This window comes from Streptomyces sp. NBC_01408, from assembly GCF_026340255.1.
In the GTDB taxonomy this organism is placed as follows: Bacteria; Actinomycetota; Actinomycetes; order Streptomycetales; family Streptomycetaceae; genus Streptomyces.
In genome coordinates this window covers 4,496,943-4,510,678 of record NZ_JAPEPJ010000001.1, presented here as the reverse complement: position 1 = coordinate 4,510,678, position 13,736 = coordinate 4,496,943, and the positions used below count along the sequence as shown (strand labels likewise).

The window sequence follows — 13,736 nt, the reverse complement described above, 5'->3', positions numbered from 1 at the left end:
TCGGCCATTACTCGGCCATGGCCTGGGTGCCGATGACGTGGAGGAGCCTCAGCCGGTCGGCGGTGTCGGTGCCGGGGGCGGCGGTGTAGGCGACGATGCGCAGATCGCTGCCGGGGACCATGAGGACGTCGCAGTCGAGGGTGAGTGTGCCGGCGTCGGGGTGGTGGACGGTCTTGGTGTCGGTGTCGTGGACGCCCACGATCCCGGTGTCCCAGAGGCGCGCGAAGTCGGTGCTGTGGCTCCGCAGGTCATTGATCAGGGAGCGCAGGCCGTTATCGGCGGGGTAGCGGGCGGTGGCTGCTCTGAGGTCGGCGACCGTGGCCGCCTCGAACCGGGCTTCCTGCCCGGGGGTGTGGCTGACCCGGCTGGGCAGGCCGTTGAAGTGGCGCCAGACGATGTTGCGTTCACGTCCGCGCTGAGCGGACGGGTCCCCGAACAGGGCGGCCCACAGCGGGTTCCACAGTGTCAGGTTCCAGGCCGCGTCGTAGACGCTGAGCGGTGTGCCGTCCAGCTGGTCGATCAGCCTTCGGACCCCTGCGGGGAGGTGGGCCGACAGCTGCCCGGGGGCCGGCGGAGCCTGGCCCGCGAGCAGGTACAGGTGCTCGCGCTCGGCCGGCGACAGCCGCAGGGCGCGCGCCAGCGCGGCCAGGACCTGCGGGGAGGGGGAGGTGGCCCGGCCTTGTTCCAGGCGGACGACGTAGTCCACCGACAGGCAGGCGAGCTGCGCCAGTTCCTCACGTCGCAGTCCGGCGGCGCGCCGCACCCCACCGGCGGGAAGTCCGACCGCGGCGGGGGCCACGCGGTCGCGCCAGCCGCGCAATGCCCTGCCGAGTTCCCTGGATTCACTCACTCCCCCAGTATCCGGCGGCCCCGCCCGGACAGCCTGGTACTGGCAGTCCACAGGCAACGGCGGGCACTGCCTGTCCGTCCCCGGTCCGACCAGAGTGGAGGCACCACCGACCCACTGACCCGCCGATCACCGGAGCGAGCACATGACCACCACACTGATCACCGGAGCGAACAAGGGACTCGGATACGAGACGGCCCGGCGCCTGATCGAGGCCGGGCACACCGTCTACGTCGGGGCACGCGATGCCCGGCGCGGTCAGGCGGCGGCCACGGAGCTCGGCGCCCGCTTCGTCCGGATCGACGTAACCGAGGAGGACTCCGTCAAGGCCGCCGCGGAATTCGTCCGCGAGGACGCCGGCCGCCTCGACGTCCTGGTCAACAACGCCGGGATCGGCGGCGCGGGCAAGCCGGTCGGCGAGGTCACCGGGGCAGACATGCGGACCACGTACGACACGAACGTCTTCGGCGTCGTGCGCGTCACGCACGCCTTCCTGCCGCTCCTGGAGGCAGGTGACGCCCCGGTCGTCGTCAACGTCGGCAGCGGCCTGGGCTCGCCGGCGGCTACCGCCGACCCGAGCCGCATCGAGTTCCACGTGGCTCTGCTGGACTACAACTCCTCCAAGACGGCCCTGGTCATGGTCACCTCGCAGTACGCCAAGGCGTACCCCGCCATCCGCTTCAACGCCGTCGACCCCGGTTACACCGCCACGGACCTCAACGACCACCAGGGCACCAACAGCGTCGAGGAGGGCGCGGAGATCATCGTCCGCATGGCCTCCATCGGAGCCCACGGCCCCACCGGCGGCTTCTTCGACAAGACCGGACCGGTCGCCTGGTGAAATCACCAGGGTGATGGCCTTACTGTCCGCCTCCGTGTGCTGTGAGGGCCGCACGGAGGTCGCTCTCTTGTGGTTACTCGGAAACCGTAGGAGAGTGGCCGCTGACATGGAAGAACGCACTCTTCGGTGACTGGGGAACCTGATGGTGACCAAGCAGTACAGCGGCTCGCCCGAGGACGCGGACCTCAGGCGCGCGGACTCCCTGGCGCGGGAGATCTTCTCGGACGTCGCCAACAAGTGGGCGCTCCTGATCATCGAGGCCCTGGGGGAACGCACCCTGCGTTTCAGCGAGGTGCGGGGCGAGATCGAGGGCATCAGCCACAAGATGCTCACCCAGAACCTGCGCATGCTGGAGCGCTACGGTCTGATCGAGCGGACGGTGCACCCCGTCGTACCGCCGCGGGTCGAATACACCCTCACCGAGCCGGGCCAGGCCCTGCGGGTGACGATCGACGGGCTGTGCGACTGGACCCACCGGTATCTCGGTCACATCGACGCCTCCCGCCAACGCTTCGACGCCTGAGGAAGAATCGCCGGCGTTCGGCTTCGGCAGAGCCGGCGCATCAGTGGTTCGGCGGCTCGCCGCTCACCTCATCCCGTACTCGTCGTGGCGGCGCAGCCAGTAGAACTGCTCGTCGTCCTCGTGGCGCCCCATCGGCGCGCGGTCCAGGAGGCCGTAGTAGGCCATGGCAGGCTCGAGGCCGCGCGCTGTGGTGACGTACGTCCGATAGACGGTGCCGTCCGAGAGCGCGTAAGAGCTCAGCCCGGGCGCCTCGGTGACGTACCCGAGCACGTCGGTGCCGGACAACTCCGCCATCTGACGCTCGATCGACGGCACCTCGCCCTCGAGGAACGGCCTCAACTCCTCCTCGGTGTTCAGGAAGCCGAGGTCCCGGTTGAAGTCTCCGCCGACGGTGGAGACCCAGTTGAAGCTCCAGCCCATCCGCTGCCGGTAGGCAAGGAGCTTGTCGATCGGCGCGCGCGAGCAGCAGATCAGGGTCACGTCGCGGGCCTTGAGGTGGACCACGTTGGGATCGAGGGTGTCCGCGATCGAGGAGCAGACCGTGCATCGGCCCTGTCCGCGCCCTGCGGATCGCCGGGTTCGTCAGCGGCTACCTCCTCACCTGGGCGGGATTCGGCCTCCTCGCGTACGGCGCCCTGGCCGTCACCGCTGCTGCCCGGCCTGGAGACGTCCGGTCCGCCCATGGACGAGATGGCCAGCTGGTCAGGCTGAGCAACGGCCGTGCGACCCCGAGGCTCCACAGCCGGTGGTGCCCGGCCGTGGACGACGCGCCATGCTGGGGCCATGGAGATCGAGATCCTCGTCGTACCCGACTGTCCGCACACCCGGCCCGCGGCCGAGCTGTTGCGGCAGGCGCTCGATGACGTCGGCCTGCACGGCGTCACGGTCACCACGCGCGTGGTCACCGGCCAGGGCGAGGCCGAACGGCTCGGCTTCACGGGGTCGCCGACCTTCCTGATCGGCGGACGTGACCCGTTCGCCGAGGCCGGGCGCCCGTCCGGGCTGGCGTGCCGGGTGTACCGGACACCGGATGGCCTGGCGGGCCTCCCCGGCCTCGACCAACTGCGCCAGGCACTGACCCGCGAGTGACCAGGATCCGCCGCGTGCCCCGTCCGGTTTCCGTCCCGCCGGGCCCGGGACCGGCGGGACGGAGGGCCGGGAGCGGCTACTCCCAGTCGTCCCAGGGCGGGTCCAGCTCGTCCAGGTCGAAGGGTGGCTCGTCGGCGGACGACGCCATGGGCCGCGCCGGGGGCGCCGCGGCCCGGGCGGGCTCGGTGGGCGCCGCGGCAGGGGCTGGCTCCGTGGGCTCGGTGGGTCCGGTCGCCTCGGCCGGGTCGCGTTCCGCCAGGGTGTCGAGGACGCCCTGGCCGTACTTGGTGAGCTTGGCCTCGCCGACTCCGCCGATGGCGGCCAGCTCCTCCACCGTGGCCGGCAGGCGTGTCGCGATCTCCCGCAGCGTCGCGTCGTGGAAGACGACGTACGCCGGTACGCCCTGCTCGCGCGCCGTCGCGGCCCGCCAGGCGCGCAGGGCCAGGAAGACCGGCTCGGCCCCGGCCGGCAGGTCGACGGGGACCCGGGCGCCCTTCCCGGAGCGGGATCCGGTCTCCTTCCGGGCCGGGGCGGCGGCCGCCTTCTCCTTGCGCATCAAGACGCTGCGGCGCCCTCCCAGCACCTCGCCGCTCTCGTCCGTCAGCACGAGCGTCCCGTACTCGCCCTCCACCGCCAGCAGCCGCAGCGCCAGCAGCTGCCGTACGACCCCGCGCCACTCCGCGGTGCCCAGGTCCGACCCGACGCCGAACACCGAGAGGGCGTCGTGGTCGAACTGGATGACCTTGGCCGTCTTCTTGCCCTGAAGGATGTCGATGATCTGACCGGCGCCGAACTTCTGGCGCCGTTCCTTCGCCAGCCTCCACACCGTGGACAGCAGTTTCTGCGCCGCGACCGTCCCGTCCCAGGACTCGCCCGGTGTCAGGCAGGTGTCGCAGTTGCCGCAGGGCTCGCCCGACTGCCCGAAGTAGGCCAGCAGCCGCACACGGCGGCAGTCGACCGTCTCGCACAGCGCGAGCATGGCGTCCAGGTGCATGCCCAGGGAGCGGCGGTGCGCCTCGTCGCCCTCGGAGCCCTCGATGAGCTTGCGCTGCTGGACCACGTCCTGCAGGCCGTACGCCAGCCACGCCGTGGCCGGCTCGCCGTCACGGCCGGCCCGGCCGGTCTCCTGGTAGTAGCCCTCGACCGACTTCGGCAGGTCGAGGTGTGCCACGAAGCGCACGTCCGGCTTGTCGATGCCCATGCCGAAGGCGATCGTGGCCACCACCACGACCCCGTCCTCCCGCAGGAAGCGCGCCTGGTTCGCGGCACGCGTCCGGGCGTCCATGCCGGCGTGGTACGCCACGGCGTCGATGCCGTGCTCCGCCAGGGAGGCCGCGGTCTTCTCCACCGAGGACCGCGAGAGGCAGTAGACGACTCCGGCGTCCCCGTCGTGCTCGGTCCGGATCAGCTCCAGCAGCTGCTTGAGCGGGTTGTTCTTCGCGGCGATGCGGTACTGGATGTTGGGCCGGTCGAAGCTGGCGACGAAGTGCCGGGCGTCCTCCAGGCCCAGCCGCGCCACGATCTCGGCGTGGGTGGCCTCGGTGGCCGTCGCGGTCAGGGCGATCCGCGGCACCTTCGGCCAGCGCTCGTGCAGCATGGACAGCGCGAGGTAGTCGGGCCGGAAGTCGTGGCCCCACTGGGCGACGCAGTGGGCTTCGTCGATCGCGAAGAGCGATACCTTGCCCCGGTCCAGCAGCCGCTGTGTGCTCTCGGTGCGCAGCCGCTCGGGAGCCAGGTAGAGCAGGTCCAACTCGTCGTCGAGGAAAGCCCGCTCGACGGCCTGCCGCTCGTACGAGTCCTGCGTCGAATTGAGGAATCCGGCCCGCACCCCGAGGGCGGTGAGCGCGTTCACCTGGTCCTGCATCAGCGCGATGAGCGGCGAGATCACGACGCCCGTGCCTTCTCTGACGAGCGCCGGGATCTGGTAGCAGAGCGACTTGCCGCCGCCGGTCGGCATCAGTACGAGGGCGTCGCCGCCGTCGACGACCTGCTCGATGATCTCCTGCTGCTCGCCGCGGAAGGAGCTGTAACCGAATACGCGGTGCAGCACCTGCAGAGCATCGGAGATCTCGGGGGAAGCGTCGGGAAGGGCCATCCACGAAGCCTAACGGCACCCGCCGACACCCCGGCTCCGTCCGCCCGAACCTGTGGACAACCTCCGCCCTGGCCGGCCGGGCCCGCGCCCGCGCTCACGGGCCCAGGCTTCCCGGTCCACCTCGCTCAGTCGCTGCGGGCCCAGCGGTCCGTGACCAGCGCGGCCTGTTCCAGCAGCGCCGCGACCAGCTCCTGGGCGCTGCCGGCCGCGGTGGAGCGCAGTACGGCCACGCTGATCTCACGGGCGAGGTCCGGCCCGGCCAGCGGGCGCACGACGAGGTCGGAGCGGGGAGCTCCGAGGGCGAGGCGCGGGATGAGGGCCACGCCCGTGCCGGCGGCCACCAGGCCCTGGACGACCGCGTAGTCGTCGGTGCGCATGGCATGGACGGGTTCGAAGCCCTGTTGGGCGCAGGCCCAGGCCAGCACCCGGTCGCAGGGGTCGTGCGGGTCGGCGGCGCCCACCCACGCGGTGTCGCGCAGCTCGGTGAGGGGGACCCGGTCCAGGGCCGCGCACGGGTGGTCCTCCGGCATGACCAGGAGGAGCGGATCGGCCAGCAGGGGGTGGAGCTCGAAATCTTCGTCCAGGTCGAGTCGGTCGCCGGGCTGGGAGAAGACGAGGGCGGCCTGGAGCACTCGGGCCCGCAGTCCCCTTAGGAGCAGCGGGAGTTCGCCTTCGGTGAGGGAGATGTGCACGCCCTGCTGGTGGAGTCGTTTGACGGCGGGTGCCAGCAGCAGGGCGCCCGCGGTGGGGAAGGTGCCGATGTGGACGGTGCGCGTGCCGCGCTCCGCGAGGTCGCGCACCTCCAGCTCGGCGTGGCGCAGGCGTTCGAGGACGGCCTCGGCGTGCGGCAGCAGGGCTTCCCCGAGCTCGGTGAGCGCGGCGCCGCGGGGTCCGCGCTGGACGAGACGGGCACCGAAGTGGCTTTCCAGGGCGGCCAGGTGGTGGGTGATCGTCGGCTGGCTGTAGTGCAGTGCGCGGGCGGCTCCGGCGAGCGAGCCCTCTTGGGCGATGGAGCGCAGCACCTGGAGATGGCGTACCTCAAGCATATAGACAGAGTATGGAGGGATGCAGAAAAGTGCACCGTTCCTCAATATGCGGCCGGGTGTCACGCTCCCTGGGTGAACAAGCGAACCGCCCCTCCCCCGACCCGGTCGCCGGCCCTCGATCAGCTGCGCGCCCCCTACGCCGAGGCCCTCCTGGCCCATGCGGGACGGGACTGGCTGAGGCTGAACGTCCCCGGCCACGCGGCCGCCCGCGGATCGGACCTCGCCGGCTGCTTCGGCTCCCGGGTCACGGATCTTGACTTCCCGCCGCTGCTCGACGGCATCGACCTCGGCCCCGGCAGCCCGCTGGACGAGGCGCTGGCTCTGGCCGCCCGCGCCTGGGGCGCGCGGCGCACCTGGTTCCTGACCAACGGCGCCTCCCAGGGCAACCAGATCGCCTCCATGGTCACCCCCGCCCTGGGCCGCACCCTGGTCGTGCAGCGCAGTGTGCACTCCAGCGTCGTCGACGGGCTGGTGCTGTCCGGCCTGGAGGCCGTCTTCGTCCAGCCTTCCGTCGACCCCGTGCAGGGCATCGCGCACGGGGTGACCGCCGAGGACGTGGCCGGGGCGCTCGGCCGGACACCGGACGCCGCGGCCGTCTGCATCGTCTCCCCGAGCTACTTCGGGGCGGTGGCCGACGTACGCGCCATCGCCGACGCCGCACACGCCGCCGGTGTGCCCCTGATCGTCGACGAGGCGTGGGGCTCGCACTTCGGCTTCCACCCCGCGCTGCCCGCGGGCGCGCTCGCACTGGGCGCGGACCTGGTCACCTCCAGTACGCACAAGCTCGCCGGCAGCCTGACGCAGTCGGCGATGCTGCACCTGGCCGACGGGCCGTTCGCGGACCGGCTCGAACCCCTGGTGGACCGGGCCTTCCGCCTCGTGCAGTCCACCAGTGCGAGCGCCTTGCTGACCGCCTCCCTGGACATCGCCCGCCGGGCTCTCGTCGCGGGCACCGACCGGATCACCGGCTCGGTCGAGGCTGCGGACAAGGTACGGGGCGTCGTCCGCGCGCTGGGCCGCTACCAGGTGGTCAGCGACCGTTTCCACGGCTTCCCCGACATCACCGCCGCCGATCCGCTGCGGATCGCCGTCGACACCCGGGTCGGCGGCATCACGGGGCATGAGGCCAGGCGGCTGCTCTCCCGCGACCACCAGATCATGGTGGAGGTCGCCACCGACTCGGCGATCGTGGCCGTGATCGGCGCCGGGGCGGCGCCGGACACCGACCGCTTCCTCGAAGCCCTGCACTGCCTGCCGTCCCCCCTCACCGGCTCCGCCGCCGACGCCGCCGGGCAGGCACCGCTGTCCCTGCCGCGGCCGGGCCCCGCACGGCTCACGGCCCGCGCAGCGTTCCTCAGCCCGGCCGTCGTGGTGCCCTCGGCACAGGCGGTCGGCAGGGTCAGCGCCGACACGCTGGCCGCGTACCCGCCCGGCATCCCCAACGTGCTGCCCGGCGAGGTCGTCACCGCCGAGACCGTCGACTTCCTGCGCCGCACCGCCGCCGCCCCCGGCGGCCACGTACGCGGGGCCCTCGACCCCGCCGTCTCCCACCTGCGGGTCGTCGCGCCCTGACGGCGCGCCCCGGCCCGACCCCGTTCGACGACGGTTTCCCGGGAACTCCCCGGGCGTTCGGGGCGACTACCTCGCAGGCGCCCCCCGGGTCGCCGGGGCCGCCCCCTGCGGCGGGCCTCCGTACCGAAGCACCGAACAGGCGAGGGGCGCCGGACAGGTGCCCGTTCATGGAGCGACGATGGCGCAGCGGCAGCAGTCCCCCGACGGCGTGTACTCCTCACCGGGGCGGCTGTGGCTGCCGCCCCCGGCGCTCACCGGGTTCCTGGTGCTGCTCGCCTTGATGTTCACCGCCTCGTACGGGGTCGGTTCCCTGGCGGGTCCGGTCGCGCCGGGCATGCACCCGGGCGGTGGCGGTCCCGGCCCGGTGGTCGGTGACCTCCCGGGCACCGGTCGGCACGGGCACGGCGGCGCGCCCGCCGCGCCCTCGGGGGGCGGGCGGTGACCGCGGACACGACGGCCGCCCCCGGGAGCACCGACCTGATCGTCGGCGGCATGACGTGCGCGGCCTGCGTGAACCGCGTGGAGAAGCGGCTCGGCAGGATCGACGGGGTCAGCGCCACGGTCAACCTCGCGACCGGCCGGGCGCGGGTGAGCCATCCGCCCGGCATCACCCCGCAGGAGCTGGTGGCCGCGGTCGAACGCGCGGGGTACACCGCCGAGCTCCCCCCGCCTCCCGGACCGCGGGCGGGGAGTGCGGAGCCGGGGGTCGAGAACGCCCGGAGCACGGAGAACGCCCGCAGCGCCGAGGACGCCCGGAGCGCCGAGGACGCGGCAGACGCCGAGGGCAGTCGCCGCGAGCGCGAGCGGCTGCTGATCACGGTGCTGCTCTGCGCCCCGGTGCTGGTCCTGTCGATGGTTCCCGCCCTGCAGTTCCGCAACTGGCAGTGGCTGTGCCTCATGTTCGCCGCGCCCGTGGTCGTCTGGAGCGCGTGGCCGTTCCACGTCCGCGCCCTGCGCGGCCTGCGGCACTCGGCGGCCACCATGGACACCCTCGTCTCCCTCGGCGTCACCGCGTCGTTCGCCTGGTCGGTGTACGCGTTGTTCCTCGGCGGCGCCGGCCGTCCGGACATGCGGATGCCCTTCACCCTCCTCCCGTCCGCCGGCGGCGAGGTCGCCCACGTCTACCTGGAAGCGGCGGTCGGCGTACCGCTCTTCGTCCTGGCCGGCCGCTTCCTGGAAGCGCGGGCGCGCCGCGGCACCGGGGCGGCGCTGCGGTCACTGTCCGCCCTCGCGGTGAAGGACGTCACCGTACGGGAGGGCGGGAAGGAGCGGAGGATCCCGGTCGACCGGCTGCTGGCCGGCCAGGAGTTCGTCGTCCGGCCGGGCGAACGCGTCGCCACAGACGGGGTGGTGGTCTCCGGGAGTTCCGCCCTGGACCTGTCGCTGGTGACCGGCGAGAGCGATCCCGTCGAAGTCGGCCCCGGCCGGCCGGTGACCGGAGCCGCGGTGAACGCCGGCGGGCTGCTCCTCGTACGGGCCACCGCCGTGGGCGCGGACACCCAGCTCGCCCGGATCACCCGTATGGTCACCGAGGCCCAGGCCGGGAAGGCCGCGGCGCAGCGTCTCGCCGACCGGGTGGCGGGGGTCTTCGTACCCGTGGTCCTGGCGCTGGCCGTCACCGTCCTCGGCTTCTGGCTGGGCGCGGGTGCGGATCCGCAGCCGGCGGTGACCGCGGCCGTGGCCGTCCTCGTCGTCGCCTGCCCGTGCGCACTGGGGCTCGCCACGCCCACCGCGCTGCTGGCCGCCACCGGCCGGGGCGCCCAACTGGGCATCCTGGTCAGCGGGCCGCGGGCGCTGGAGGCCCTGCGGCACGTCGACACGGTCGTCCTGGACAAGACCGGCACCCTGACCACCGGGCGGATGACCGTCGCCCGGCTGACCCCGGCACCCGGCGGACTCGGGCGGCAGGCCGTGCTCCGGCTGGCGGGAGCGGTGGAGCAGGGCTCGGAGCATCCGCTCGGCATCGCCCTGGCGGCCTACGCGCGGCGCGCCCGGCCGGATCACGAGCTGCCGCCGGTGACGGGGTTCCGGGCCAGGCCCGGTGCGGGGGTCAGCGGTGTGGTGGACGGTCACCTGGTCGAGGTGTCCGCCCCCGGGGCCGGTCTGCCCGATGCCCTGGCGAAGGCGCTGACCGCTGCCGAAGCGGCCGCGCTGACGCCCGTTCTCGTCCGGGTCGACGGCGTCGACGAGGCCCTCGTCGCACTCGGGGACCTCCTGCGGCCGGGGAGCTACCGGGCCGTCGACGGGCTGCGGCGGCTGGGCGTGGAGCCGGTCCTGGCCACCGGTGACCACGAGGCCACGGCCCGCGCCGTCGCGGCCGAACTCGGCATCGTACGGGTCCACGCCCGCTGCACCCCGGAGGAGAAGGCCGGCCTCATCCGGCAGTTCAAGGCGGAGGGCCGGCGGGTCGCGGTGATCGGCGACGGTGTGAACGATGCCGCGGCGCTGGCCGGTGCCGATCTCGGCATCGCGATGGGCACCGGCACCGATGTCGCGATCGGGGCCTCCGACGTGACCCTGGTGCGCGGCGACATCGAGGTCGTCGCCGACGCGGTCCGCCTGGCTCGGCGCACTCTCGGGACGATCCGGGTGAACCTCGTCTGGGCGTTCGGGTACAACCTCGTCACCGTTCCCCTGGCCGCCGTCGGCTGGCTCAACCCGATGGTGGCGGCGGCCGCGATGTCGGCCAGTTCGCTCCTGGTCGTGGGCAACAGCCTGCGGCTGCGGGGCTGGAAACCCGCGAGCCGCCCGGCCCGGTCCGGGGTCCGTCGTAGCCAAGGAGGCGTCGCACGATGACCGGTTCGGACCGATGGGCACCGGCGGAGGACTGGCGGCCCACGCGCCGGCGTCTGCGCGGGACGTTCCCGGCCGCGGCGGCGCCCGTCATCGCCTGCCTGGCCGCTCTGTGCGGGCTGACGGCCTGGGCCACGGCCGGGGCGGCCGGGACCCCGCCGCGCATCGAGATCGGCGCGGCACGGGTCTTCCTGCCCTTCGCGGACAAGGAGAACACCGCCGCGTTCTTCCAGATCCACAACCGGGGCGGTGCGGACGACGAGTTGGTGTCCGTGACCTCCCCGGCCGTGGAGCGGGCCATGCTGAGCCGGCATGCCGGCACCGGTACGGGGGCCGACACCATGGCGATGACCGGCCCGGTCACGGTCCCCGCCGGGGGCACGGTGGCCATGTCGCCGTTCGGACTCGACGTGATGGTGCGGGTCCGGGCCCGCTGGCAGCTGGGCGAGGCCGTCCCGTTCGTCCTGCACTTCCGTCGCAGCGGCCCGGTCGAGGTGGTCGCGTTCGTGGTCCGGCCCGTGAGCTGACCGCTGCCGCGGGAAGAAGATTCCGGCCGGCGGGAACCCAGGGCGTGCGGCGTCCGACTACTGCCGCGTGGGAGACGGTTGTACGCCGTTGCCCGCGCGGCAGCGAGCGACTGAGGGGTGTGTCATGGGCGGGCTGGATGTGCGCATGCGGGGGGTCGCCTGCCGGCACGGCCGGGTGGAGGCCGTCGCCGACGTGGATCTGGAGATCGCCGCCGGTGAGCGCGTGGCGCTGACCGGGACCAACGGCTCGGGCAAGACCACCCTGCTGCGCGCCGTTCTCGGCCTGCACCGCCAGGTGTCGGGCTCCATCCTCGTCGGAGGCCGGAGCACCCGCTCGCCCGCCGAGTGGGCCTGGCGGCGCCGGGCCTGCGCCTGGATCCCCCAGAAACCGGCCGCGGGCCGCTTCCCCCTGCTCGGCTCGGAACTGCTGGCCAGCAGTACGGCCCCGGCGGACGCGGCCGAAGCCGCCGGCCGGCTCGGGGTCGGGGCGCTGACCCAGCGGCCCCTGCACACCCTCTCCGGAGGGCAGTTGCAGCGGATGTACCTGGCCCGGGCGATCGGCTGCGTAGCCGCCGGGGCCCAGGTGCTGCTGGCCGACGAGCCCACGGCGGCCCTCGACTTCGACGGGCAGGAGGAGGCCGCGGACGTCCTCACGTCCCTGCCGGTCACGCTGGTCGTGGTGACGCACGACCGCGCGCTGGCCGAGCGGTGCGACCGGGTGCTGGAGATGGCCGCCGGGCGGCTGCGGGAGGTCCGGTGAACCTCGCCACCGCCGACCTCGGCACGCTCCTCCAGCTGCTGCCCGTGCAGCGGGCCGGCCTGGCCCTGCTGCTCGCGGCCGTCGGCCTGCCCGTCATCGGGGTGGTCATCGTCGGGCTCGACATCATGCCGGTGCGGTTCGCGATGATGCACGTGGCGCTGCTGGGCATCGCGGTCGGGCTGCTCACCGGCCTCGACCCCATGCTGTGCGCGCTCGTCGCCTGCGCCCTCGCCGGTGCGGGCGTCGCCCCGCTGGCCCGCACCCCGGACGGGCTGTCCGGGGCGATGGGCCTGCTGATGAGCCTCGCCATCGCCGGGGCGCTCCTGCTGCTCGCCGTGTCGGGGGTCAACGCCTCCGGCGCCTTCGCCCTGTTGTGGGGTTCGATCCTGTCGGTGGGCACCGCCGACCTGGTCGTCCTCGGCGTGCTCGCCGTCCTCGTACCGGGTCTGTTCTGGTGGCGGCGGCGCGAGATCGGCCTGCTGCTGTACGACCGTGAGCTCGCCCAGTGCTCGGGCGTCCCGGTCCGGATCCTGACCACGGCGCTGCTCGTGCTGGTCGCGATCGCCGTCGCCGGAGCGATCAAACTCACCGGGGCCCTGCTCGTCGACGCCCTGACCCTGCTGCCCGCGCTCGCCGCGCGCCGCCTGGGCAGTTCGCTGAAGTCCATCACCCTGTGGGCGGTCGGCATCGGAGTGGCCGTGAACCTGACGGGGTTCCTCCTGGCCCTGTGGCTGGACTGGCCGCCCGGGCCGGTCCTCGTCCTGACGGCGGGGGCGGTCGTCCTCGCCGTCCATTTCATACCCGAACGGAGAATCAACTCATGGCGCGCAACCGCGTCCGTACCTCTTCCCTCGTCGCACTGAGCGCGGCGCTCCTGCTGACCGCCGGCTGCGGCGGCGACGCGGACTCCGACTCCCCTGCCGGGAACGGCGGCCCGGACCCCAAGGCCAAGCCCGTGGTGGTCGTGACCACCACCTGGGAGGGCGCGTTCGCGAAGGCCGCCGGCGCCGAGAACGTCAAGGTCATCGTGCCCCAGTCCGTCCACCACGCGCCCGACTACGATCCCAAGCCCTCGGACCTCGCCGCCGTCGCCCAGGCCGACTTCGTGCTCTACGCGCCGTTCGAGCCGTACGCCGCGAAGATCAAGGAAGCCGCCGGCTCGAAGGCGAAGCTGGTCGAGGTGAACCTCGACAACGACCCCGACAAGGTCAAGGCCGAGGTCGACAGGCTGGGCGGACTCTTCGGGACGGCGGAGGCCGCCACGCGGTGGAAGGCCGGTTTCGACACCGAGTACGCGCGGCTGAACAAGGACCTCCAGACCGCCTGGCCCGGCGGGAAGAGCCCTTCGGCCGTCACCCAGGTCTTCACCGCCTGGTCGGCGAAGCTCGCGGGCGTCACCACGGTGGGCACGTACGGACCCGAGGCCGTGACCCCGGCGCAGCTGGCCGAGCTCTCCGCCAAGAAGCCGGCCCTGGTCCTGGACAACGCGCACATGTCGACCGGGACCGTCCTGCCCGACACGGGCGCCCAGCAGGTCAAGATCGTCAACTATCCCGGTGCGGACCTCGACCTGCTGGCGGTCTACCGCAACGCCGCGGCCGAGCTGAAGAAGGCCATGGGGACCTCCTGACCAACGGCACGGA

General features: G+C 73.1%; 14 protein-coding genes. 10 read left to right on the top strand and 4 right to left on the bottom strand.

Annotation, left to right across the window (positions count from 1 at the left end; translation table 11 throughout):
- Nucleotides 1-7: 7 nt before the first annotated feature.
- The gene (locus tag OG447_RS20555) at nt 8-850 is read right to left on the bottom strand and encodes a helix-turn-helix transcriptional regulator (RefSeq protein WP_266938288.1); all 843 of its coding nucleotides are present in this window, start codon (nt 848-850) and stop codon (nt 8-10) included.
- 142 nt (nt 851-992) lie between these two features.
- On the opposite strand from OG447_RS20555, the gene OG447_RS20550 reads away from it, so the two are divergent.
- Both OG447_RS20550 and OG447_RS20545 read left to right on the top strand, forming a co-directional pair.
- Complete coding sequence (locus OG447_RS20550) at nt 993-1,688, top strand: SDR family NAD(P)-dependent oxidoreductase (RefSeq protein ID WP_266938286.1); 696 nt, start codon at nt 993-995, stop codon at nt 1,686-1,688.
- A gap of 142 nt (nt 1,689-1,830) precedes the next feature.
- Nucleotides 1,831-2,211, top strand: a complete 381-nt coding sequence (locus tag OG447_RS20545) for a helix-turn-helix domain-containing protein (protein WP_266938285.1) — start codon at nt 1,831-1,833, stop codon at nt 2,209-2,211.
- Between the two features lie 63 nt (nt 2,212-2,274).
- On the opposite strand, the gene OG447_RS20540 is transcribed toward OG447_RS20545, so the two are convergent.
- Nucleotides 2,275-2,715 (bottom strand): DUF899 family protein, encoded by a 441-nt coding sequence (locus OG447_RS20540; protein ID WP_266938284.1) that lies wholly within the window; start codon nt 2,713-2,715, stop codon nt 2,275-2,277.
- A gap of 279 nt (nt 2,716-2,994) precedes the next feature.
- On the opposite strand from OG447_RS20540, the gene OG447_RS20535 reads away from it, so the two are divergent.
- On the top strand, nt 2,995-3,300 hold the full coding sequence (locus OG447_RS20535) for a hypothetical protein (RefSeq protein ID WP_266938283.1): 306 nt from the start codon (nt 2,995-2,997) through the stop codon (nt 3,298-3,300).
- Between the two features lie 76 nt (nt 3,301-3,376).
- On the opposite strand, the gene recQ is transcribed toward OG447_RS20535, so the two are convergent.
- Together recQ and OG447_RS20525 are read right to left on the bottom strand one after the other, a co-directional pair.
- Entirely contained in the window at nt 3,377-5,395 is a 2,019-nt protein-coding gene (gene recQ / locus OG447_RS20530; RefSeq protein WP_266938282.1) for a DNA helicase RecQ, read from the bottom strand.
- Between the two features lie 125 nt (nt 5,396-5,520).
- The gene (locus OG447_RS20525; protein WP_266938281.1) at nt 5,521-6,441 is read right to left on the bottom strand and encodes a LysR family transcriptional regulator; all 921 of its coding nucleotides are present in this window, start codon (nt 6,439-6,441) and stop codon (nt 5,521-5,523) included.
- A 72-nt stretch (nt 6,442-6,513) separates the two neighbouring features.
- On the opposite strand from OG447_RS20525, the gene OG447_RS20520 reads away from it, so the two are divergent.
- From OG447_RS20520 to OG447_RS20490, 7 genes are all read left to right on the top strand, one after another.
- Complete coding sequence (locus tag OG447_RS20520; protein WP_266938280.1) at nt 6,514-8,013, top strand: aminotransferase class I/II-fold pyridoxal phosphate-dependent enzyme; 1,500 nt, start codon at nt 6,514-6,516, stop codon at nt 8,011-8,013.
- A gap of 178 nt (nt 8,014-8,191) precedes the next feature.
- The gene (locus tag OG447_RS20515; RefSeq protein ID WP_266938279.1) at nt 8,192-8,455 is read left to right on the top strand and encodes a hypothetical protein; all 264 of its coding nucleotides are present in this window, start codon (nt 8,192-8,194) and stop codon (nt 8,453-8,455) included.
- Nucleotides 8,452-10,809 carry a heavy metal translocating P-type ATPase gene (locus OG447_RS20510; RefSeq protein WP_323181799.1) on the top strand — a complete coding sequence of 786 codons (2,358 nt, stop codon included), beginning with the start codon at nt 8,452-8,454 and terminating at the stop codon, nt 10,807-10,809. The genes OG447_RS20515 and OG447_RS20510 overlap by 4 nt, the downstream gene beginning before the upstream one ends.
- On the top strand, nt 10,806-11,333 hold the full coding sequence (locus tag OG447_RS20505; RefSeq protein ID WP_266938278.1) for a copper chaperone PCu(A)C: 528 nt from the start codon (nt 10,806-10,808) through the stop codon (nt 11,331-11,333). The genes OG447_RS20510 and OG447_RS20505 overlap by 4 nt, the downstream gene beginning before the upstream one ends.
- Before the next feature lie 124 nt (nt 11,334-11,457).
- Nucleotides 11,458-12,093, top strand: coding sequence for a metal ABC transporter ATP-binding protein (locus OG447_RS20500; RefSeq protein ID WP_266938277.1), 636 nt, complete (start codon nt 11,458-11,460; stop codon nt 12,091-12,093).
- The gene (locus OG447_RS20495; RefSeq protein ID WP_266938276.1) at nt 12,090-12,956 is read left to right on the top strand and encodes a metal ABC transporter permease; all 867 of its coding nucleotides are present in this window, start codon (nt 12,090-12,092) and stop codon (nt 12,954-12,956) included. The genes OG447_RS20500 and OG447_RS20495 overlap by 4 nt, the downstream gene beginning before the upstream one ends.
- Nucleotides 12,914-13,723 (top strand): metal ABC transporter solute-binding protein, Zn/Mn family, encoded by an 810-nt coding sequence (locus OG447_RS20490; protein ID WP_266938275.1) that lies wholly within the window; start codon nt 12,914-12,916, stop codon nt 13,721-13,723. Before OG447_RS20495 ends, OG447_RS20490 begins: the two co-directional genes overlap by 43 nt.
- The last annotated feature ends 13 nt before the right edge of the window (nt 13,724-13,736 follow it).